Below are 21,361 nucleotides of genomic sequence, written 5' to 3' on the forward strand. Positions count from 1 at the left end.
ATGGCGTCTAAGCGGCCTTGAGCCGGTAGCGGAAGACGGTGTGGTCGAGCAGCAGCCGGATACGCGGTTCGGCCTCGGTGGCGACCAGCCAGCTTGCCGCGATCATGGTCGCGCCGACAACCGCCATCGACAGGAGATAAGGCATTCCGGCACGGACCATCGGCCCAAGCATTGCCGCGCCGACGACGTCGTGGATCAGGTAGAGCGGATAGGTCATCAGGCCGATGCGGCGCCAGCCGCTCCAGCTGAGGTCGAGCCGCAGCGACCACGCCATCAAGGCGATGGCGACGAGGAAGATCAGGATCGGTGGCGCATAGGGCATCACGGCATTGACCTTGATGCTATGGACGTCGACCGAACTGGCGATCTGCAGCACGCCGCCGCCGAGGAACAGCAGGCAGAAGGCAAGGCGCGAGGGCGTAAGCGCCTTGAACCGCATCAGCCAGAGCAGCACGCCGACGGCGAAGAAGCAGCCATGGTGCACCAGGGTGAGTTGCAGCCAGCGTGTCTCGGCGAAGTCCGCCCAGCCGAGCGGATAATAGAGGCACCAGAACACCGTGCTGACCAGGCCGATGACAATGGCGATCGCCTCCATCAGATGGAAGCGGCCAAGCCGCAGCAGGATCCAGACGACGGCGTAGAAGGCGATCTCGATGCCGAGCGTCCAGTAGACGCTGTCCACCCAGGGACCATAGGGCGCGAACAGGCCGGTGCGGACCAGCCTGACCGCCGCATCGGTCGGCCAACTCAGGCCGATGAGAAGAAGCAGCACGGCGGTAACCGGTGCGCAGATCCAGACGGCCGGCGCCAGCCGCTTCACCCTGGCCTCGAAAAACCGCAGCGGCGTCGACTTCTCGGCGCTGAAGGCGATGACGAAGCCGCTGATGACGAAGAATATCTCGACGCCGACCCAGCCTGACCCGACCCAGGCGCCTATATCGGGTTGCGGGGGGATACCACCCGTGGCCTGCGCCGAGATGCCATCGGGATAGGCCCACACCCAGAAGCCATAGTGGTAGACCATCACAAGCACGGCGGCGAGGAACCGCAATATGTCGACGCCGCCAAACGTAATTTTCTGCTGAGCCATACCGCACCGTCGGATGGCCCCCCACCCATCACTGTAGGGTGGCTTGCTGCATTGCACAATAAAAGTATTGCTTGCCGATCAGCTTAAGCCAACCGGCAAGGAAAGGATGTGCGGGGATCGCTCCCGCTTCAGCCTCAAACCCCGATCCCGCGCGCCTTCATCGCCGCGGTGATCTCGTCGAGGATGGCCGGGTCGTCGATGGTCGCTGGCATCGTCCACGCTTCCTTGTCGGCGATCTTCTGCATGGTCCCGCGCAGGATCTTTCCCGACCGCGTCTTGGGCAGGCGCTTGATTGTCACCACGGTCTTGAAGGCGGCGACCGGGCCGATACGCTCGCGCACCAGCGCGACGACCTCCTTCTCGATGGCGCCGCCGTCGCGCGCGACGCCGGCGTTCAGCACCACGAAGCCGAGCGGAATTTGCCCCTTCATCGCGTCGGCAATGCCGACGACCGCGCATTCGGCGACATCGGGATGGGCGGCCAGCACCTCCTCCATGGCGCCGGTCGACAGCCGGTGGCCGGCGACGTTGATGATGTCGTCGGTGCGGGCCATCACATAGAGATAGCCGTCCTCGTCCATCATGCCCGCATCGGCAGTCTTGTAATAGCCGGGGAACTCCTCGAGGTAAGCCTGGCGGAAGCGCTGGTCGGCGTTCCACAGCGTCGGCAGGCAGCCGGCCGGCAGCGGCAGCTTGACCACGACATTGCCGAGCGTGCCGCGCACCACTTCATGACCTCCATCGTCGAGCACGCGGATGTCGTAGCCCGGCATCGGCACGCCGGGCGAGCCGTATTTCACCGGCAGCAAGCCGAGCCCGGCCGGGTTGATCGTCATCGGCGAGCCGGTCTCGGTCTGCCACCAATGGTCGACCACCGGTACGTTGAGCTTCTGCTCCGCCCATTTGATGGTTTCGGGGTCGGCGCGCTCGCCGGCCAGGAACAGCGTGCGGAATTTCGACAGATCGTATCTGGGAACGAACTCGCCCCTGGGGTCCTGTCCCTTGATCGCCCGGAACGCCGTCGGCGCGGTGAACAGCGCCACCACGCCATGGTCCGAGATCACCCGCCAGTAGGTGCCGGCATCGGGCGTGCCGATCGGCTTGCCTTCGAACAGGATGCTGGTGCAGCCATGCAGCAGCGGTCCGTAGACGATGTAGGAATGGCCGACCACCCAGCCGACATCGGACGCCGCCCAGAACACTTCGCCCGGCTTCACGCCGAACTCGTTTTCCATCGTCCATTTCAGCGCGACCATGTGGCCGCCATTGTCGCGCACGATGCCTTTGGGCTGGCCGGTCGTGCCTGAGGTGTAGATGATGTAGAGCGGGTCGGTGGCGAGCACCGGCACGCAGTCAACATTGGCGCCCGCCGCCCGCTCGCGCGCGACGGCGTCGGCATAGTCGATGTCGAAATGCTCCTTCAACTCGCAGCGCAGCTGGTCGCGCTGCAGGATCAGGCAGGCATCCGGCTTGTGGCGGGACATCTCGATCGCTTTGTCGAGCAGCGGCTTGTAGGCAACGATCCGGCCCGGCTCCAGGCCGCAGGAGGCCGAGATGATCAGCTTCGGTTTGGCGTCATCGATGCGGGTGGCCAGTTCATGCGAGGCAAAGCCGCCGAAGACGACCGAATGCACCGCGCCGATGCGGGCGCAGGCGAGCATGGCGATGGCCGCCTCCGCCACCATCGGCATGTAGATGATGACGCGGTCGCCCTTGCTGATGCCCCGGTTCTTCAGCACCGAAGTGAGCGCCACCACCTCGCGCTTCAGCTCGGCATAGGTGAATTTTTTCACCGTTCCGGCGATGGCGCTGTCATGAATCAGCGCGATCTGGTCGGCGCGTCCGCCGGCGACATGCCGGTCGATGGCGTTGTAGCAGGTGTTGCAGGTCGCGCCGGTGAACCAGCGGCCATAGACGCCGGCGGTGGCATCGAACACCTTGTCCCAGGGCGAATACCAGTCGATCGCGCCGGCCGCCTCCGCCCAGAATTTCTCCGGATCGCGTTTCCAGCCGTCATAGACCTCGTGATAGCGTGAAGCCATCCGTAACCTCCCCAGGAACCATTTGCCGTCTTTGCCAATAGCCTATGCTGTTTTTTCCGGCGCTGTCTCCCCTGATTTTCGTCTGAACCGGTCCCGGCTTGACCCTTGGCGCGCCGCATCGTGAAGTGAAGCCTTCTCGGGGGGAGTATCTGAGCAATGCGTCATCCAGTGTCGATCATGGCAAAACCGGTGTTTGCGCTGACGATCGGCGCGGTGCTCGCCATCTCCACTGCAACCGCCCTGGCCGGAGATGCCGCGGCCAGGCGCATTATCGGCTTCTCACCCGATGGCGCCTACTTCGCCTTCGAGCAATATGGTGAGCTCGATGGCGGCGCCTCGGCTTCCGGTTATTCCGAAATCGATATCATCGACACGCGCAACGATGAGTTCGTTGGCGGCAAGCCGATCCTGATCGTCGATGAATCCGAGGCGTCGACGCTGACGCTTGAACAGGCGAGAGCGCAAGCGGCTGCCAAGGCAAAACCCATCCTGGCCAAATATGCCATCGCTCCGCGCGGCAAGCAGACCGCCTCCGACAAGTTCACCTTTCCGGGCGAGATGGTTGCCTATTCCGACATTTCGCGCCTCGAATCGCAGAAATGGCTTTCGCCGCTCTACGACGAGACCGGGATTTCGACCATCCAGCTCGACGAGATCCTGGCCGGCAGCACCAACGATTGTTCGGCGAGTTTCGACGACGCCCAGCAAGGCGGGCAGGCACCTCAAGGCGACAAGGCCCTTCAGGGGGACAAGACTGGCAAGGCGCTCGGTTTCCGCCTGACGCTGCAGGGCCAGAACGGCAAGCCGTTCAAGACCTTGCATGAGGACAAGACCGTGCCGGGCTCGAGAAACTGCCCGACCTCCTACAGCCTGTCGGAATCCTACGAATACACGCCTTCCGGCAAACCGGCGGTGATCGTCGTGCTGGTGCAGCGCTTCAGCCAGGGCTTTGAAGGACGCGACCGCCGCTTCATCGCCGTGACCGGGCAGCCCCGCTGAGAGACCGGCCGATAGCCATCAAGAGAGGTTCACCGTTTCACGGAAACGGCGACCCTCTCTAACTCTTTGTTTTTACGCAATTCCCAAGAGAAAGCGCTACGCGCTTTTCCCGGGAAAACCGGTTCCCACTTTTCCTGGAATTACTCTAACGAACGGTATTCATTGGACAAAATGTCGACGCACTAGATCGGCAGGGCCACAAGCATGAGGCCTACCCCGCCGAAGATCAAAATGGCTGCCGCCAGGGTTTTCCGATGACGTTCGAAAGTCGTCGGAGCCCGCTCCCAGTTGTAACGCATACGCTATCTCCCCAAAACCCCGGGAGTCCTTACCTTACTTAGGGGAAGAAATGCAACTGTCCGGCCCGTCAACACACTTGCCTGTGGCGTCATCGCGACGACTATTTCTGGGACGGTTTTCGGCAGGGAGCAGTTGAGGCCGCATTCTTCGATCGGCAGGACTCCGTCGCAGAGGCAAAGCAGCGTGGGCCATCTCCCCCGGCCGGCCGATAGACAGCGCCCCACCACCGCGCTATCTCATTTCGGGGTTCTTGCAGGCTTGTCGGGGTTGGTGATGGATATTGTCTCTGGAACGATCTTGCGGCTGGCGGACGACGCCTCGGTCCAGCATGTCGGCGACGGTGCGGTCGTGCTTCTGGCGCGCAGCGGCCAGCTCTATACCTGCAACGGCACCACCGAAGCCTTTCTCGACAAAGTCGACGGCACGCGCAGCCTCGACCAGATCGTCGGCCTGCTTTGCGAGGAGTTCGATGTCGACAAGGATACGCTGGGTGAGGATATGGCGGCATTGGCCGCCGATCTGGTCTCGGAAGGCATCCTCGCCGCCCCAGGTGCTTGATGGCTGAGGTAGGCGCATGATGGCTGACGGTCCGCTCCTGCGTGCCCTGTTTCGCTGCCATCTCTGGGCAAGCGCGCGGCTGATGCCAGCGCTCATTGCCGGGCGCAGCTTCGAGGACGTGCTGAAATGGGCGCCGCTCGCCTCCTCGACGCCCTATCGCGGCCTGCCTGCCGCCTACATCGTCGCCCACGTCAACCGCATCGTGCGCCATCCCTGGTTGATGCGCGACCGCAGATGCCTGCGTGAAGGCCTGCTCGGCCATCGTTTCCTGCGCCTTGCCGGCTTCGATCCGGAGCTGCGTTTTGGCGTCGATCCGAAGTCGCTTCAGACGCCACGCGTCTCGGCGCATTGCTGGGTCTGCCTCGACGGCAGGCCGGTGGTCAGTGACAGCCTTCCCGGCATGGTCGAGATCTATCGCCACCATGCCGATGCCTCAAAGGCGCGCCCCGCGTGAGCAGGCCTTCAGCGTGTTATAGTCTCAACGGTCAGGTCTTCGGCATCTCGGCCGAACGCCCCGAACTGTGGCAGGATTTCGACAGGATGCTGGGCATTCTGCGTATCGAAGGCGCCGTCGAGCCGGACTTTCGCCTTGAAATTAACGAGGCGGATATCCTGGACGAGGCACCCGGCGGATCGCTCGTCTTCGACGGCGAAATACCCGAAGACGGCTACTGCCGGATGATTGCCGACGGCGGCACCACCCATCTCGTCTTTCCCGGACGCCAGACCGTTGCCATCAATGATGAGGAAGGGTGGGCCGAGCTCAGGATTCGCGCTGGTGCGAAGGCCGCCTGGACGCCGTCAATGCTGGTGCTGGATGCCGCACTCGACGCTGGCGGCCAGCATATGCTGCACACCGCCGGGCTGACGCTGCCGGGGCACGATGCCGTAGTCCTGATCCACGCGCCAAGCGGCACCGGCAAGACCACGACGTCGCTGGCGCTGGCAACGCAAGGCTTTGGCCTGTGCTCCGACGATGCCATGATCCTGGACGTCGCTTCGGGCAAGCCTCTGGCCTGGGGTCTGCCGCGCCACGTCAAGATCCACCAGAAGACCGCCGAAATGATCCCGCTGGTTGCACCTTGCCTTGGCCCATCATGGGACAGGAATGGCGAACAGGCCATCTCGCTCGAGCGGTTGAGCGAGATCGTCCGCATCGAGAGCCCGGTCGCCAGGCCGGCGGCGGCCCTGCTGCACCTGGCGCGGTCCGCCGACAGCGAGACCCGATTGGTGCCCATGGCGCGGACCGACGCGATGGTGGCGCTGGCGATGGACAATGTCCGCACCGGCATGACCGGCCTGCTGCCGCTGCAGAAGCGCCGGCTGGCAACGATCGGCAGACTGGTGTCCTCGGTGCCGACCTTCACCCTCGCAGTGGGCGCGCGCCCGGCCGACGCGGCGGCGTTGATCAACGCCACATTGACCGAGCAGGACTGAAACCGGAGGTTCAGCCTGGGTACGGCCTGGCCCTGGCCAGCCGCTGGATCCAGCGGAAAGCATCGCGGCGCAGGCGCGAGCTGATTTTTTCCCGGGAATTGACCCGGAGCAGCGTGTTCGTCGTGATCAACCGCTTGGCGAGCCTTATCGAAAGGTCTGGTTTGATGCGCCCGGCGAGCTCGAGCGCGCGAGCCTCGCCGAACAGTTCACCGGTCACGTTGAGCACGATCGCCAGTTCGAGTTCGACGCCGGTCATGCGGGCGGCGTCGAGCAGGCGGGTTTCGGATTCCTCTGATTGCAGCGCTCGCACCCCTTGCAGCACGTCGACACAAAGCTGCAGGCGATGGAATTTGTGCCCGCCGGCCGCATGCACGGTGGCGATCGTCAGAAGCGCGGCTGGCGTGTCCGTCGCCTCGCCGTCGATGATGCCCAGTTCGCGGAACCCCAGCGACAGGCGCCGCCGCATCCCGCTGTCATGCACCAGGTCGCCATGCAGTTCGACCAGCAGGCTGGAATTCTCCTTTTCCAGCCATTTGAATTCCTGCAGTTGGTAGGATTCGGCCTCGTCGCTGCCGAGCACGAAGCCGCATGCCGCGATCACCTGGTTCGCCCGTGCTAGATTGGCGGGCTCGACAAGGATGTCGATGTCAGTGAACGGCCGGTCGGATACGTTGCGATAGAGCTTGCGCGCGAAGACCGGTCCCTTGACGATCCGCGCCGGAATGCCTTGCGCCGCCATCCCCTTCATGATGCGGTCGCCGTGATATTGCAGCAGCATCGACTGGCCGGTGGCGATCGTCGCCTTGTCGCGCAAATCGTCGAGCTTCCCCCGCACGCCGGCGTCCGGCGGCAGATGCGCGTCGCCACGCTCCTGGAATTTGCGCAGCATGATCGGCAGGATGCCGTGGAATTCGGCATTGTCTAGCAGCGCCGACAGTGCCTTTGCCGACAAATTGTCCTCGACCGCCGCGGCCTCCGGATCGGCGAAACGCAGCAGCAGTCTTTCTTCGGCTGACGTGAGCGATGGCAGCATCAACGCGGACAATGTCGCAAATCAGGGGAATGTTCCGGGAGATGGTTGCAGAAAAGCGTAGCTGAAGCCAGCTTTACATGCCCCAGCGCAAGGCCGCCGTGTGGACTGGCGCGTCCCACCAGCCGGTCATCTCGTCATCGAGCATTGTCAGCGTGATCGAGCAGCCGGCCATGTCGAGCGAGGTGACATAGCTGCCGACCAGCGAACGGCTTATCGTCACGCCGCGCGTCTCGAAAATCTTTCGCGCGCTGTTGTACATCAGATAGAGCTCCATCAGCGGCGTGCCGCCGAAGCCATTGACAAACAGCAGCGCCGGTCCTTTTGCCTTGTCGCCGAGATCGCCCAGGATTGCGGTACAGATCTCCTCGGCAATCGCATCGGCGCTCTTCAACGTGTCGCGGCGGCGGCCCGGCTCGCCATGGATGCCGACGCCAAACTCCATCTCGCCGTCGCTTATGTCGAAGGTTGGCTTGCCGGCCGCCGGCACCGTGCCGCTGGTCAGCGCTACGCCCATCGAGCGGGTGGCGGCATTGACGCGTTCGCCCAGCGCCTTCAGCACCGGCAATGCCAGGCCATGCTCGGCCGCCGCGCCGACGATCTTTTCCACCACCAGCGTACCGGCGACGCCGCGCCTTCCGGTCGTGTAGGACGAGTTCTCGACGGCGACGTCGTCATTGGTCACCACCTGCAAGACGCCATCCGACATTTCCGCCGCCATGTCGAAGTTCATCACATCGCCCTCGTAGTTCTTGACGATGAACAGGCAGCCGGCGCCGCTGTCGACGGCCTGCGCCGCCGCCAGCATCTGGTCCGGCGTCGGCGAGGTGAACACCTGGCCGGGGCAGGCGGCGTCCAGCATGCCATGGCCGACAAAGCCGGCATGCAGCGGCTCGTGGCCCGAGCCGCCGCCGGAGATCAGCGCCACCTTGCCCGGCCGCAAGGTCTTGCGGCGGACGAATTTATGGTCCTCGCCAAGCGCGAGGATATCGGCGTGGGCGGCCACGAAACCGTCGAGGCTCTCGGTCAGCACCATGTCCACTGCGTTCATAAATTTCTTCATGGCGTCCTCCCAAACAGCCCGGCAAGAATGGTCAGCTGCCACCCTTGCCGGCGATGCTGGTGATCTTCTGGATGAATTCGTTGATTGCCCGGTCGAGCGCCGCATTCTGCTTGTCGTCGCCGAAATCCGGCACGACAAGCGACACATGCCGCGTCTTGCGCATGCCCGCGGCGATCGACATTTTCCCCGGATGCGCCTGATGGTAGGCGGCGAGGAACTGATCCCGCTCGGCCGGACTGAAATGGCAGACGGAAAAAATAGCCGGCAAATGCTTGGATGGAATCGGCACCGTATAGGCCGGGCTCGAAATCTGCGTCACGAAGCTGCGGTGCTTGCCGAGCGCGTCTGCCAGGCGCTGGCGCATGCCGGACGGGCGCTGGTCGATCACCTGCGACAGGATCGTCTTGTAGGCGCGGATCGCCTCTTCGGAGCCGGGTTCGGGTTTGATGTCAACCATACCGGCTGCACCTAGACCGAAACATCAGATATGGCCGCCTTGGCCATGGCGAGTTGCGCCGGCGCGACGGACAGGTCGCGCAAGCCGGTTTCGAGCAGCGAAGGGATCGCGGCCGGATCACCGCCGGCATCGCCGCACAGGCTGACGGGAATGTTGTTTTCCCGTCCAAAGGCCGTGACCGAGCCGATCAGCCGCAGCACCGCCGGATGGCGGACCGAATTGAGGTGGGCCACAGCAGCGTTGTCCCGCGCGGCCGCCATCACATATTGCGTCAAATCGTTGGAACCGATCGAGAAGAAGGCGACGCCGGCGAACGCCTCCGGCGCGATGGCGACTGAAGGCACCTCGACCATGATGCCAAGCGGCGGCATTTTGTGGGCAACACCGCGCGCGGCAAGAACTGCCTGTTCCTCGGCGAACAAAGCGGCTGCTCGTTCATACTCATCGGCCATGGCGATCATCGGAAACATGACCCTGAGATTGCCGTGTGGCGCGGCGCGCAGCAATGCCCTGATCTGTACGCGAAAAATGTCGAGCCGCGCCACTGACAGCCTGATCCCGCGCAGTCCGAGGAACGGATTGCCTTCCTCGACGGTGAAGCCCGGCACCGGCTTGTCGCCGCCGGCGTCGACAGTGCGGATCGTCACCGGTTTTTCGCCGGCCCATTCCAGCACCTTGCGATAGGCGCGATACTGCGTCTCCTCATCCGGCAATGTCTTGCCGAACAGGAATTCAGTGCGCATCAGACCGACCCCGTCGCAGGTCGCAATATCGATGCCGTCGACATCGGACGGGTCGGCGATGTTGACCTGCACCCGCACCGCCGTGCCGGCCTTGGTCATCGCCGGCCGCGCCAGAAAACTTTGCGCCATGCCCTGGCGGGCCGCGAAGGAGGCGGATGACTGCCGGAACGCGCCGATCTCCGCCGGCGAGGGCGCCAGCACGATGCTGCCATGCTCGGCGTCGAGCAGCGCGACGCCGGCAAGATCGGCAAGCGGTTCGCGCAGCCCCACGACCATCGGCACGCCACGCGAGCGCGCCAGCATGGCGACATGGCTGGCCGTGCTGCCCGCCTTCAGCGCGATGCCGCCGCCATGGCTCCAGTCGGTTTCAAGAAAGCGCGTCGGCGCTATGTCCTCGCCACACAGGATGGCGCCGGAAGGCGCCGTGCTGCCACCGTCCTCGGTCAGGGCACGCAGCACCTGGTCCCTGATGTCGCGCAAATCCGTGGCGCGGGCGCGGAAATAGTCCTGGTCGGAGGCCTCGTAGCCGGCGATCTCGGCATCGAGTGCCTCCCGCCAGGCCGCATCGGCGGCCCGCCCGGAGGCGATCGACGTGAAGGCCGGTCCGCTCAGCGCGTCGTCTTCCAGCATGGCGATGTGGAACTCGAGTATGCCGGCGGCATCGCTGTCGGCGGCTTCCACCATGGCAGTAAGCCGGCTCACTGCCGTGCCGATCGCGGCTTCCAGTGACGTTTGCTCCTCCGCGGCGGTGGCTTTGCCTGCGTAGACGGCCGGCGGCCGGTCGAGGTCGAACAGCGGCCCCTCGGCATAGCCGGCCGAGGCTGGAACGCCCTCAATCCGCATGGCCCGCTTTCCTTGCCGGGCGGCGAAACCGCGCGCCAGCCTCACGCCGAGCGGACATGACCGGCGTCCTCGTCGAAATCGCGCTGCACAAGGTCGATCAGCGCGCGCACCGCATCATCGGCGCCATTGCCGCTGGCCCTGATGTGCAGCACCGTGCCCTTCGGCGCCTTGGCCGCCATCACCTTGACGATGCTCTTGGCGTCGAACCATGGCCCGTTGGCGGCCAGCGCGATTTCCACGTCGGCGGCAAAGGTCTTGGCCAGCTTGGTGAACTTCACCGAGGGACGCGCATGCAGGCCCACATCGTGGGTGATCAGGACGGTCCCTTCGGCGGCTGCGGACATTTCAGAGATCCCGTTCACTCACGACGGCGACAATTCATGCGCCGTCGCCACCACTTCCTTCAGCGAGGCGCCGCCGGAGGATTCGGTCGCCGCCATTACCGCGCCCTCGACGATCGGCGCGTTGCAGACGATGATCTTCTGCGCACGCGGCTCGCCGATCATCTCCACTGCCATTTCCGAATTGGTCTCGGCGCCGCCGAGATCGACGAGGATGGCGACACCGGCTTCCGACCAGGCCTTGTCGATGGCGCCCATGATCGCCTCAACATTGGTGCCGAGCCCGCCATGGCCGTTTCCGCCGCACCATGCAAGCGGCACTTCGTCGCCCACCATCTGGCGTACCATGTCGGCCGTGCCCTCCGCGACCAGCGGCGAATGCGACACGATCACGATCCCGACATTGCTCATGCGCTTTCCCCGATCGCTTGCCCCACCGAGCGCACCAGCAGCGCGCTCGAGCGCGCGCCGGCATCCATATGGCCGATCGAGCGGTCGCCGAGGAACGAGGCGCGGCCGCGCAGCGCCTTCATCGGCACGGTCGCTTCGGCAGCGGCATCGGCGATGTCGGCGATCTCCGCCGCCTTCTTGCCGCCGGCCAAGGCATCATGCACCGGCTGCAGCACATCGAGCATGGTTTTTTGGCCAGGCTGTGACTTGCCGCGCGCGGCCACCGCTTCGATCGCCTTGCCGAAGGCGGCCGTCAGGCTGGCGCGATCGGGGTCCGTCGCGATCTCCTTGCCCAGTGCCATGAACAGCGTGCCGAACAGCGGGCCGGAAGCGCCGCCCACCGTCATCACCAGTTTGGTCCCGATCGCTTTCAGAGCATCGGGCAGCGGCTTTGCGGCGAACGCATCGGCCTCGGCCCGCACGGCCTCGAAGCCGCGCTTCATGTTCAGCCCATGGTCGCCGTCGCCGATCGCCTGGTCGAGCGCTGTCAATTCCTCGGCGTGCGCGGCAATCGTATCGGCGGCCACCGCGATCAGCCTGGCAAGGTTCAACGCCGCCATGTCGCCCAAAATCCTGGTTTCCAGTCTGCCGGCAGTAGCGAAAGAACGGTCGTTCGACAACTGGTGCATGCGTCAGGCCGAAACAAGCAGTGTGGCGGCGGCCGCGAACACCTCAGCCACCGCATGGGCGCCGGGGTCGACCACACCCTGCAATTTGGTGCCGACATAGGCGGATCGTCCGGCCTTGGCCTTCTCCATGGCGGCCGTGGCCTCGGCGCCGCGCCGGGCGGCCGCCGCTGCCTCTTCCAGACCGTTGGCGTCGAGCGCTTTCAGGGCTGGCTCCAGCGCATCGATCATGGTGCGATCGCCAGGCTTTGCGCCGCCGTAGAAAGTCATCCGCTCAAGTCCGACAAGCAGTGCCTTGGACAAGCTGGCGCCGCCGCCGTGGGCCTGTGCCGCCGCCGTGAAGAAGATCGACAGCAGCACCCCGCTGGAACCGCCCATCGATGCGCTCAGTATGTCGCCGATTGCGCCGAGCGTCGCCGCGCGGTTGGCCAGCGGCAGCGTGTCGAGCCGCTCAACGATGCTGCGCGCTCCGGTCGCCACCGTCGAGCCGGTGTCGCCGTCGCCCGCCTTGGCGTCGAGCCCGTTCAACGTCGCTTCGAGCGAGATCAGTCTTTCGCAGACCGTGACGATCAAGCGCCTGGTGCCGGCATCCTGGCTGGCCTTGTGGGCAGCGCTTTGTCCGGCTGCTTTCGTCATAGGCACGATGACAGGTGCCGCGACCGGTTTGGCCGGCATCCAGGCGTGCGGGCCGACCGGCGCCAGCAAGGCCGCCTCACGGGCGGCATCCAGCCGGATCAGCGACAGCGAGAAGCCGTTCATGTTGAGCGCCGTCATCAGCGGCCCAGGACCGATCGCCAGCTTGACGGTCTTGGCCAGCGGCGAGGCCAGCACCGCATTGGCAATCAGCGACATTTCGAGCGGCGGCACGGCGCCGAGATTGTTGATCAGCAAGGCATAGCTTGCTTTCGGATCGAGCCCTGCCGCGAGGCGGTTCGCCATAATCGCCACCAACCTGTCGACGCTTTGCACGACAATCCGCTCGACGCCCGGCTCGCCATGAATGCCAAGGCCAAGTTCGCCGTCGTCTGCGCCAAACCTGTCTTCATGCGGCTGCCCGGGGATGGAACAGGATGACAGCGACATGCCCAGCGAAATTATGTCTTTCGCAGCCGCCCGCGCCGCCGTTGCGATGTCGGCCAGGTCATGGCCGGTCTCCGACAGGTGCCCAGCGATCTTGTGCACGAACAAGGTGCCGGCGACACCGCGTGGCTGGGCGATGTCAGGCAAAGCTATGTCGTCGGCGACGATCACCATCTCGACACGAAACCCTTCGGCGCGGGCCTTTTCGGCGGCCAGGCCGAAATTGAGACGGTCGCCGGTATAATTCTTGACGATCAGCAGGCAGCCGGCCGGGCCGGTCACCGCGCGAATGGCTGCAAGCACTGCTTCGACGCTCGGCGAAGCAAAAATCTCACCCGACACCGCCGCCGTCAGTATGCCCTTGCCGACAAAGCCGGCATGCGAAGGTTCGTGTCCGGCGCCACCACCGGAGACGACGCTGACTTTTGTCTTGTCCCAGTCGGCACGCAGCACGACCTTGATCTCGGGATAGCCGTCGAGGCGCGCGAGGTCGCCTGAGCCGATGGTCCGCAACAGGCCGTCCAGCGCCTCGGTGACGATCGTTTCCCTGCGGTTGAAAAAGTGCTTCATCGAATTCGTCCCGTATTCGCGATCGTCAATCAGAAGCGGCGTGGCCCCTTGGCGGGGAAACGCCGAAACCGTTCACATCAATCTTTGTCCGTCGGTGCCGAAATAGAGCGGCGAGCGGTAGCGGATCACCACTTTGTCGCCTTGCCCCAGATCGGTGTCGGGGTCGGTCAGCGTCACCAGCTTCTTCGATCCCACTGTCACATGCAGATGGTTCTGGTCGCCGAGATGCTCGACCCAGTCGACGACACCGTCGGCATGGCCATTCATCGCTTTCTCGATCGTCAAATGTTCGGTGCGCGCGCCGATCGTCTTGGTGCCGGTCGGCGCGCCGCCATCGGGCAGCAGGCCGGTCGGCAAAAGATTGATCGCCGGCTGGCCGAGCCTGGCCGCGACATGCAGGTTCGCCGGCTCGGAATAGATCGTCCTGGGTGAGCCGATCTGCACCAGCACGCCGTCGGCGAGGATGCCGATGCGGTCGGCCATGGTCATCGCCTCGATCTGGTCGTGCGTGACATAGAGCATGGTGGCGCCGAGCTCAGACTGGATGCGTTTCAGCTCGAGTCGCAGATCCGCCCGAAGCTTGGCGTCGAGCGACGACAGCGGCTCGTCCATCAGGTAGATCGCCGGCTTGCGCACTAGGGCGCGGCCGATGGCGACGCGCTGCATTTCACCGCCCGACAGCTTGGTCGAGCGGTTGGCGAGCTTGTGATGGATGCGCACCATCTTCGCCACCTCCTCGACCCGCCGGCGGATCTGGTCCTCCGGGATTTTGCGCGCCGGCGAGCGCAGCGGAAAGGCGAGGTTGTCGTAGACCGACAGATGCGGATAGAGCGAGTACTGCTGGAACACGAAAGCCGTGTCGCGCTCGGCCGGCGACAGCGTCGTGGCGTTGTGGCCGCCGATTTCGATGGTGCCGCTGTCCGGCCGCTCCAACCCGGCGATCAGCCGCAGCGTCGTCGTCTTGCCGGCGCCGGTCGGCCCGAGCAGCACGACGAATTCGCCGTCCGCTATATGCAGGTCGAGGCCGTTGACGGCGACATGCTCGCCAAAGCTCTTGGTCACGTTCTTGATGTGCACGTCAGCCATGCTGCGCTCTCCCTTGAGAGGCGGTGTCGTGGACCGCGGTTCTCACCGCGCGGCCCGATCCCTTGTCGAACAGCGACAGCCGCGCGCTGTTCAGGGTCAGGCCGACATGGTCGCCGGCATTGAGCCGGATTTCGGCCGGCACGCGCGCCTTGATGATGCCGTCCGCCGTCTCCACCGCGACGATCTGCGTGGTGCCGAGATATTCGGTGCCGTAGATGGCGCCGCGCAGTTTCGAGGCATCGTCGAAGCGAATGTGTTCGGGCCGGATCCCAAGCGCCATGTCGGCCGCCGCGATGTCCTCGCGCACCTCCGGCACCGCAACCTTCGCGCCCTGGACGACGATCTCCTTGGCGCCCTTGGCAAGTCCGCCGCCGAAGCCCAGAAAATTCATCGGCGGCGAGCCGATGAAATCGGCGACGAACATGGTCGCCGGGCGGTCGTAGATTTCGCGTGGCGTGCCGAACTGTTCGATGACGCCGTGGTTCATCACAGCGATCTTGTCGGCCATCGACATCGCTTCCATCTGGTCGTGCGTGACATAGACCGTGGTGGCGTGGATGCGGTTGTGCAGCTCGCGCAACTCATGGACCATGAGGTCGCGGAATTCGGTGTCCAAGGTGCCGAGCGGCTCGTCCATCAAAAAACATTTCGGCCGCCGCACGATGGCGCGGCCGAGCGCCACGCGCTGGCGGTCGCCGCCGGCAAGGCCGGAGACGGATTTGTTGAGCAGATGGTCGATGCGCAAGAGTTTTGCCGTCTCCTCGACGCGGGTGCGGATTTCGGCCGATGGCATGCCTTGCGCCAAAAGCGGGAAGCCGATGTTCTTGCGCACATTCATGTGCGGATAGAGCGCGAACAGCTGGAAGACGAAAGCGATGTCGCGCTCGCGGGCCCGCAGCATGGTGACGTCCTCGCCGCCGAGCAGGATCTCGCCGCCGGTCGGCAGTTCGAGCCCGGCGATCATCCGCAGTGTCGTCGTCTTGCCGCAGCCCGACGGGCCGAGCATGACGAAGAACTCGCCATCCTCGACGACGAAGTTGGAATCCTGCACGGCGACGAAATCGCCGAAGGCCTTTCTCAGATGCTGAACACGGATCTCGGCCATGATTATTCCGGGAATTTCGAGACGATGATGAACATCACGGTGCCGGCGAGCATGGTGATGAAGGAATAGGTGTAGAGCGACAGCGCGAAAGGCTGGAACAGCATCAGGAAGCCGATGGCGATCAGTGCCGTCGCGATGTTTTCCATCAGGCCGCGCCGGGCCCAGGCCGGCCAGCGCGATTTGCGTTTAACGGGATTGTTCATGCTCATTTGCGCACCGCGCCGAAGGTGATGCCGCGCAGCAATTGCTTGCGAAGCAGGATGGTGAAAACCAGGATCGGCACCAGGAAGATCGTCGTGCCGGCCGCAACCGCCGGCCAATCCTGACCGCCTTCGCCGATAATGGTCGGGATGAAGGGCGGCGCGGTCTGCGCCGTGCCTGAAGTCAGCAGCGCCGCGAAGGCATATTCGTTCCAGGCGAAGATCAGGCAGAAGATGGCGGTCGCGGCAATGCCGGTGGTCGCCTGCGGCAGCACGGTGCGCCAGAAGGCCTGCAGCCGCGTATAGCCGTCGATCATCGCCGCCTCTTCATATTCGCGCGGGATTTCGTCGATGAAGCCTTTCAAGAGCCACACCGCCAGCGACACGTTGACCGCCGTGTAGAGCAGGATCATGCCGAGCGCCGTGTCCGATAGGCCGAGCTCGCGGTACATCAGATAGATCGGGATGGCGACCGCGATCGGCGGCATGAAGCGCGTCGACAGGATGAAGAACAGGAGGTCGTCGGCGAGTGGCACCTTGAAGCGCGAGAAGCCATAGGCCGACAGCGTGCCGAGAAAGACAGCGCAGAAGGTCGAGCCAAAGGCGATGATCAGCGAGTTGACGAAGCGCGGCAGGAAGTTGGACGGGCCGGCAATCACCATGTTGCGCTTGCGCACGGTCTCGTCGCAGAAGCCGGTCGCTGGCCCCAGCGAGTTGATGTATTCCGGCGTCTGCCGCGTCCGCGTCGTGAACAGGTTGCAATAGCCTTCGATGCTCGGCTGGAACACGATCTTTGGCGGATAGGCGATCGAATCCGGCGGCGTCTTGAAGCTGGTGGCGAATATCCACAACAGCGGCACGATCGAGATCAGCGCGTAGGCGATGATGATCGCGCCGGCGATGCGCTTCGAATTGGCCGAAGGGGCGACGACCGAATGGGCTGTGGTCAGGCTCATCTCTGCTTCACCTTGTTGAGCGCCTTGACGTAGATGTTGGCCAGACCGAACACCGCGACGAACAGGATGATGGCGAAGGCCGAGGAATAGCCGGTGCGCCAGCTCTCGAAGGCCTGCCGCTTCAACGTGATGGACGCTACTTCGGTGGTCGAGCCCGGCCCGCCGCCGGTCAGCAGGTTGACCATGTCGAACATCTTGAAGTTCTCGATGCCGCGAAACAGCACCGCCAGCATGATGAAGGGCAGCGCCATCGGCAGGGTGATCGACCAGAACTGCCGCCAGTTGGAGGCGCGGTCGACCTCGGCCGCCTCATAGATGTATTCGGGGATGGAGCGCAGTCCGGCGAGGCAGATCAGCATCACGTAGGGCGTCCACATCCAGGTATCGACGATGATGATCGACCACGGCGCCAGTGACACGTTGGAAAGCATCTGGATGCTTGTCGGCGGAATGCCGCTGACGAACGAGATGACATAAGAGAACAGGCCGATCTGCGGCTCGTAGAGGAAGCGCCAGAAATTGCCGACCACCGCCGGCGACAGCATCATCGGCACCAGGATCAGCGTCGTCCAGAAGGCGTGGCCGCGGAATTTCCGGTCGATCAGCCAGGCCAGGGTGAAGCCGATCAGCGTCTGCAGCAGGATCGTCCAGAACACGAAATGCGCCGTCGTCTGCATGGCGATCCAGATGTCCTGGTCGCCGAGGATGCGCTGGTAGTTGGCAAAGCCGAGATTCTTCACCACCTCGTTCGGCCGGTTGGCCCGGTAATTGGTGAAGGACAGATAGATCGCCCAAAACAGCGGGAAGATGTTGATGGCGAGCAGCAACAGGATCGTCGGCGAGATGAACAGCCAGGCGAGGCCTTTGTCGCTGATGCCCCGGACCTTGCGGGCCAACGGTTCCGGGGTCGCCCGGGCAACGTTCTCCGCGGTCCGATTGAGCATGGTCAGTCCTGCTTCGGTCACTTGGGTCGTCTCTGTGATGGAATTTATCTGAACTGCGTCCCGTGCCAAGGGCGGCACGGGACCGAGAGCATAATGCCGAAAAGTGTGAAGCGGTTTTCGGACGACATCATGCTCACTCTCTCTTTGGTCCGGAGCGGATGATTTCAGGTCTGTCTGACCCGAAATCATCCGGCTCTGGGGCCTAGCTCGGGAGGAGCCGGTTACATCTTGCCATCGTCCTGGAACACCTGGGTCCAGTCCTTGACCAGGCCGTCGAGTGCATCCTTGGCCGAACCCTGGCCGGCGACGACATAGTCGTGGAAGCGCTTCTGCGAGGCCTGCAGCAGCGGGGCGTAGCTCGGCTCGGCCCAGAAGTCCTTCACGATGGCCATCGAGTCGAGGAAGGCCTGTGCGTAGGGCTGGCTGGCCGGGAATTTCGGATCCTTCACCACGGCGTTCAGGCAGGAATAGCCACCGAGCGACCACCACTTGGCCTGCACGTCCTTGTTGGCGAACCACTTGATGTATTTCAGCGCCGCTTCGTGCTTGTCGGAATAGGACACCACCGAGATGCCCTGGCCGCCGAGCTGGGCGAACTGGGCGCCGCCGGGACCCTTTGGATTGACGAAGTAGCCGATCTTGTCGCCGCCGACATTCTCGTCCTTCTGCAGGCCTGGCCAGGTGAAGGCGAAGTTCATGTGCATCGCCACCTGACCGGATTTGAAGGCATCGACGCCTTCACCCATGTAGCTGTTCGATGCGCCCGGCGGGGTGCAGCAGTCGTAAAGCGCCTTGTAGAATTCCAAGCCTTTGACCGAGTCGGCCGAATTGACGAAGCCTTCCATTTCGTAGGGCTTCTTCGGGTTCTCATACTGGAAGCCGTAGCTGTAGAGCACGTCCATGGCGCCCATGGTGATGCCTTCCGAGCCACGCTCGGTGTAGATCGAGGCGCCATAGACGGTCTTGCCGTCGATCTGCCGCTTCTGGAAGAATTCGGCGATCTGCTTCAGTTGGTCGAAGGTCGTCGGCGGGCCGAGATCCCAACCGTACTTCTCCTTGAATTCCTTCTGCAGCTCGGGCTTGGAGAACCAGTCCTTGCGGTAGGTCCAGCCGACGACGTCGCCCATGGCCGGCAGTGCCCAGTAGTTCGGCGTGTTCTTCGGCCATTCGGAGTAACCGACCACGGTCGCCGGCACGAAGTCGTCCATGCTGATCTTCTCCTTGTCGAAGAAGTCGTTCAGCTTGACGTAGTGGCCGTTCTCGGCCGCGCCGCCGATCCACTGGCTGTCGCCGATGATCAGGTCGCACAATTTGCCGTGCGAGTTCAGCTCGTTGAGGAAGCGGTCGGCATAATTGGTCCACGGCACGAATTCGAATTTCATGCCGATGCCGGTCTCCTTGGTAAAATCCTTGGACAGTTCGACAAGTGCGTTTGCCGGGTCCCAGGCGGCCCAGCACAGTGTCAGGTCTTCAGCGTGCGCGGCGTTCGAGACAGCTGTCGACGCAACCACCGCCGAGGCCAGTCCCAACGCCATTTTCAAGCTCGATTTCATGCCTTCCTCCCATTTGCGAAACGCGCCCGGATGACGGTTTCAAGAGCCCTCAACCTCTCTCCTCAGAGGCCCAAACATGGCGGCGCCGGAGCGCGGCAGATGTTTAGTAATTTGTTTAGTGATGCAATTTTTACTAAACAACGCAAGCGAATTCGTTGCTGCGTCGCAGCATGGCGAAACGAGTGATTGAAATCGTTGAGAAATGACCGCCGGATGGTTTCTCCGGCGGCCGCTCAGTCGGCCTCGCCGATGATGCTGGTCTGTGGCGTCACCGGCCGGACCGGCGGCGCGGGCGGCAGCAAGGCGCGTATGTCCGCGAAGGGAAATGTCGGCTCGAAGCGAAAAGCCTCGGCCAGAGAACCGGGGATAGCGTTGCATTGACCGGCGCGAAATTCATTCTGAATGCGCGCTCTGTCGACATATTGCTCCGGTCGCTGCGAGCGGTGCGCCCGGATCGCCTGTGTCTTGATATCCCGGTAGGCTGATATGTCGACATAGTGCGTCGGCGAAAATCCGGTGCCGCCCATCGTGTCGGCATGCAGCACTGGAACCGCGAACGAGGCGGCAATGCGCACGCCGTCCGACAGCGCGCGATGGTCGGCGTGATAGTCGTTGGGCGCGTGCGTGATGACCAGCTCCGCTCCGGTCTCGCGGATCAGCGTTTTCAGCGCGCCGATCAGTGCGGCATCGGCCACCAATTCGCCATCGGGAAAGTCGAGGAAGCGCGGCGCGGCACCTAGCAACGCGGCGGCCGCCATGGCTTCTTCGCGGCGAACACGGGCGAGAACGGCGGGATCACTCTTGCCGCCTCTGGCCCCATCCGTGGCCACGGCAAAAGTCAGTTCTGCGCCTTGCGCCGCATAGGCGGCCATCGTACCGAACATGAAGATCTCGATGTCGTCCGGATGCGCACCGAGCGCCAATATCTGCAAACGACTCTCTCCCGGAAATGGAAAAACGTGCCGAACGGAATCCTGCTCGCCCTGATCGCCTATGCAAGCTATTCGGGCAGCGATGCCGTTATCAAGAGCCTGGGCGGACAGTTCACCGTCTTCGAGATCGGCTTCTTCGCCACTCTGTTTGCCGGCTTTTTCCTGTTCTTCACCCGCCCGGCGAGCGAACGCTGGCGCGATTTCTGGCGCATGAAGCGGCCATGGGCCGTGCAGGCCCGCGCCTGGGCCGGCATCGCGTCCGGCGTTCTCAGCGTCTATGCCTTCACCCACATTCCTCTGGCCGAAGTCTACGCGCTGATCTTCCTGGCGCCGTTGCTGGTCACCATCCTGTCCACACTCATCCTGAAGGAAAAGGTTGGTCCCTGGCGGTGGCTGGCCGTGTTTGCCGGTTTTGCCGGAGTGATGCTGGTGGTGCGGCCGGGTTTTCGCGAACTGAACCTCGGCCATTTGGCTGCCTTCGTGAATGCCTTCCTCGCCGCGACCAGCGTCATCTTGCTGCGCTCGCTCGCCCAGCAGGAGAAGCGCACGTCGATGCTCGGCGTGCTTGTCGGCTACGGCCTGCTGTTCAACGGGGCCGGCGCCGCCGCAACGTCCTTCACCTTGCCCAATGCCATGCAGCTTGTCTGGCTGGCGATGGCGGGAGCCTTCACCGCGGGCGGACAATTCATGCAGCTGCTCGCCGCCAAATACGCCCCCGCCAACCGGATCGCGCCGACGCATTATTCGCAGATCGTCTGGGCGGTGATCCTCGGCGCGCTGTTCTTCCAGGAATATCCGGACTGGCTGTCGCTGGTCGGCCTCGCGATCGTCGGTGGGGCAGGGCTGCTGACGATGGTGCGCGAGGAGGTGCGGCTCGGCACGGTGCGCTGGAACCCGTTTGCACGGACCCGGCTTTGAGCCGGTGCCGGTTGCACGGCGACCGTGACCGCTGATAT

At 63.8% G+C, this 21,361-nt stretch carries 22 protein-coding genes; 5 read left to right on the plus strand and 17 right to left on the minus strand.

The features are described 5' to 3' along the window. Positions 1-7 precede the first annotated feature (7 nt). Both AC04SF_RS16385 and AC04SF_RS16390 read right to left on the minus strand, forming a co-directional pair. Positions 8-1,090 (minus strand): acyltransferase family protein, encoded by a 1,083-nt coding sequence (locus AC04SF_RS16385; RefSeq protein ID WP_488478693.1) that lies wholly within the window; start codon positions 1,088-1,090, stop codon positions 8-10. 134 nt (positions 1,091-1,224) lie between these two features. After that, positions 1,225-3,132 carry a propionyl-CoA synthetase gene (locus AC04SF_RS16390; RefSeq protein WP_488478694.1) on the minus strand — a complete coding sequence of 636 codons (1,908 nt, stop codon included), beginning with the start codon at positions 3,130-3,132 and terminating at the stop codon, positions 1,225-1,227. Positions 3,133-3,288: 156 nt separating this feature from the next. Between AC04SF_RS16390 and AC04SF_RS16395 the strand changes: the two genes are divergently transcribed. From AC04SF_RS16395 to AC04SF_RS16410, 4 genes are all read left to right on the plus strand, one after another. Next, positions 3,289-4,131 carry a DUF2259 domain-containing protein gene (locus tag AC04SF_RS16395; protein ID WP_488478695.1) on the plus strand — a complete coding sequence of 281 codons (843 nt, stop codon included), beginning with the start codon at positions 3,289-3,291 and terminating at the stop codon, positions 4,129-4,131. A 573-nt stretch (positions 4,132-4,704) separates the two neighbouring features. Continuing rightward, entirely contained in the window at positions 4,705-4,989 is a 285-nt protein-coding gene (locus AC04SF_RS16400) for a PqqD family protein (protein WP_488478696.1), read from the plus strand. A gap of 19 nt (positions 4,990-5,008) precedes the next feature. Then, on the plus strand, positions 5,009-5,443 hold the full coding sequence (locus AC04SF_RS16405) for a lasso peptide biosynthesis B2 protein (RefSeq protein WP_488478923.1): 435 nt from the start codon (positions 5,009-5,011) through the stop codon (positions 5,441-5,443). Next, positions 5,440-6,426 (plus strand): serine kinase, encoded by a 987-nt coding sequence (locus AC04SF_RS16410; protein WP_488478697.1) that lies wholly within the window; start codon positions 5,440-5,442, stop codon positions 6,424-6,426. Before AC04SF_RS16405 ends, AC04SF_RS16410 begins: the two co-directional genes overlap by 4 nt. Before the next feature lie 10 nt (positions 6,427-6,436). On the opposite strand, the gene AC04SF_RS16415 is transcribed toward AC04SF_RS16410, so the two are convergent. From AC04SF_RS16415 to AC04SF_RS16485, 15 genes are all read right to left on the minus strand, one after another. Continuing rightward, the gene (locus AC04SF_RS16415) at positions 6,437-7,459 is read right to left on the minus strand and encodes a nucleotidyltransferase family protein (protein WP_488478698.1); all 1,023 of its coding nucleotides are present in this window, start codon (positions 7,457-7,459) and stop codon (positions 6,437-6,439) included. Between the two features lie 73 nt (positions 7,460-7,532). Next, positions 7,533-8,519, minus strand: a complete 987-nt coding sequence (gene dhaK / locus AC04SF_RS16420; RefSeq protein WP_488478699.1) for a dihydroxyacetone kinase subunit DhaK — start codon at positions 8,517-8,519, stop codon at positions 7,533-7,535. Positions 8,520-8,550: 31 nt separating this feature from the next. After that, complete coding sequence (locus AC04SF_RS16425) at positions 8,551-8,976, minus strand: hypothetical protein (protein ID WP_019862863.1); 426 nt, start codon at positions 8,974-8,976, stop codon at positions 8,551-8,553. Between the two features lie 11 nt (positions 8,977-8,987). Further along, positions 8,988-10,562 (minus strand): phosphoenolpyruvate--protein phosphotransferase, encoded by a 1,575-nt coding sequence (ptsP, locus tag AC04SF_RS16430; RefSeq protein ID WP_488478700.1) that lies wholly within the window; start codon positions 10,560-10,562, stop codon positions 8,988-8,990. Positions 10,563-10,603: 41 nt separating this feature from the next. Then, positions 10,604-10,906 (minus strand): HPr family phosphocarrier protein, encoded by a 303-nt coding sequence (locus AC04SF_RS16435; RefSeq protein ID WP_488478701.1) that lies wholly within the window; start codon positions 10,904-10,906, stop codon positions 10,604-10,606. Positions 10,907-10,924: 18 nt separating this feature from the next. Beyond that, positions 10,925-11,314, minus strand: coding sequence for a dihydroxyacetone kinase phosphoryl donor subunit DhaM (dhaM, locus tag AC04SF_RS16440; RefSeq protein WP_010913108.1), 390 nt, complete (start codon positions 11,312-11,314; stop codon positions 10,925-10,927). After that, positions 11,311-11,913 (minus strand): dihydroxyacetone kinase subunit DhaL, encoded by a 603-nt coding sequence (gene dhaL, locus AC04SF_RS16445; RefSeq protein WP_488478702.1) that lies wholly within the window; start codon positions 11,911-11,913, stop codon positions 11,311-11,313. The genes dhaM and dhaL overlap by 4 nt, the downstream gene beginning before the upstream one ends. A 72-nt stretch (positions 11,914-11,985) precedes the next feature. Further along, entirely contained in the window at positions 11,986-13,629 is a 1,644-nt protein-coding gene (locus tag AC04SF_RS16450; RefSeq protein WP_488478703.1) for a dihydroxyacetone kinase subunit DhaK, read from the minus strand. A gap of 72 nt (positions 13,630-13,701) precedes the next feature. Beyond that, a complete protein-coding gene (locus tag AC04SF_RS16455; protein ID WP_488478704.1) occupies positions 13,702-14,715 on the minus strand; it encodes an ABC transporter ATP-binding protein in 1,014 nt (337 codons plus the stop codon). After that, a complete protein-coding gene (locus AC04SF_RS16460; RefSeq protein WP_488478705.1) occupies positions 14,708-15,820 on the minus strand; it encodes an ABC transporter ATP-binding protein in 1,113 nt (370 codons plus the stop codon). Before AC04SF_RS16460 ends, AC04SF_RS16455 begins: the two co-directional genes overlap by 8 nt. 2 nt (positions 15,821-15,822) lie before the next feature. Continuing rightward, complete coding sequence (locus tag AC04SF_RS16465; protein WP_095200917.1) at positions 15,823-16,029, minus strand: hypothetical protein; 207 nt, start codon at positions 16,027-16,029, stop codon at positions 15,823-15,825. Further along, positions 16,026-16,976: a carbohydrate ABC transporter permease gene (locus tag AC04SF_RS16470; RefSeq protein WP_056569523.1), complete on the minus strand. Its 951-nt coding sequence runs from the start codon at positions 16,974-16,976 to the stop codon at positions 16,026-16,028. The genes AC04SF_RS16465 and AC04SF_RS16470 overlap by 4 nt, the downstream gene beginning before the upstream one ends. Next, the gene (locus AC04SF_RS16475) at positions 16,973-17,920 is read right to left on the minus strand and encodes a carbohydrate ABC transporter permease (RefSeq protein ID WP_027040434.1); all 948 of its coding nucleotides are present in this window, start codon (positions 17,918-17,920) and stop codon (positions 16,973-16,975) included. Before AC04SF_RS16475 ends, AC04SF_RS16470 begins: the two co-directional genes overlap by 4 nt. A 221-nt stretch (positions 17,921-18,141) precedes the next feature. Further along, entirely contained in the window at positions 18,142-19,473 is a 1,332-nt protein-coding gene (locus AC04SF_RS16480) for an ABC transporter substrate-binding protein (protein WP_488478706.1), read from the minus strand. A gap of 233 nt (positions 19,474-19,706) precedes the next feature. Continuing rightward, positions 19,707-20,405 carry a PIG-L deacetylase family protein gene (locus AC04SF_RS16485; RefSeq protein WP_488478707.1) on the minus strand — a complete coding sequence of 233 codons (699 nt, stop codon included), beginning with the start codon at positions 20,403-20,405 and terminating at the stop codon, positions 19,707-19,709. A gap of 27 nt (positions 20,406-20,432) precedes the next feature. On the opposite strand from AC04SF_RS16485, the gene AC04SF_RS16490 reads away from it, so the two are divergent. Beyond that, positions 20,433-21,323: a DMT family transporter gene (locus AC04SF_RS16490; RefSeq protein ID WP_488478708.1), complete on the plus strand. Its 891-nt coding sequence runs from the start codon at positions 20,433-20,435 to the stop codon at positions 21,321-21,323. Positions 21,324-21,361 lie beyond the last annotated feature (38 nt).

The sequence above is a fragment of the Mesorhizobium sp. CNPSo 4671 genome (genome assembly GCF_057784245.1).